The organism is Deinococcus pimensis DSM 21231 (assembly GCF_000519345.1).
GTDB classification, from domain to species: domain Bacteria; phylum Deinococcota; class Deinococci; order Deinococcales; family Deinococcaceae; genus Deinococcus_A; species Deinococcus_A pimensis.
The window spans coordinates 1,928-2,272 of sequence record NZ_KI912640.1 but is presented as its reverse complement, the minus strand read 5'-3'; the positions used below and the strand labels follow the sequence as shown (position 1 = coordinate 2,272).

General features: G+C 76.5%; 1 protein-coding gene. It reads left to right on the top strand.

Features of this window, described 5'->3' with window-relative positions:
• Nucleotides 1-345: ATP-grasp domain-containing protein (locus DEIPI_RS30205; protein ID WP_157463607.1), on the top strand; the 345-nt coding region annotated here is incomplete at both ends.

Sequence of the window (345 nt, the reverse complement as noted above, 5' to 3'; positions counted from 1 at the left end):
GGCGCCGTTCGTGCGGGTGGAGTCGGCGGCGGACCTGCGGGGTGCGCTGGCGGCGGTGGGCGGCGCGGGCCTCCTGAAGACGTCGGAGCTGGGGTACGACGGGAAGGGGCAGGCGCGCGTCTCGTCCCAGGCGGAGCTGGATGAGGCCTTCGCGCGTTTCGGAGTGCCGTGCGTGCTGGAGGGGCTGGTGCCTTTCACGCGGGAGCTGAGCCTGTCCGTGGCGCGCTCCCCGTCGGGGGAGGTGGCGTTCTCGGGGCTGGTGGAGAACACGCACGCGGGCGGGGTGCTGCGCCGCTCGGTGTTCCCGGCGGCGGGCGCGGGGCTCGTGGAGGCGCGGGCGCGGTC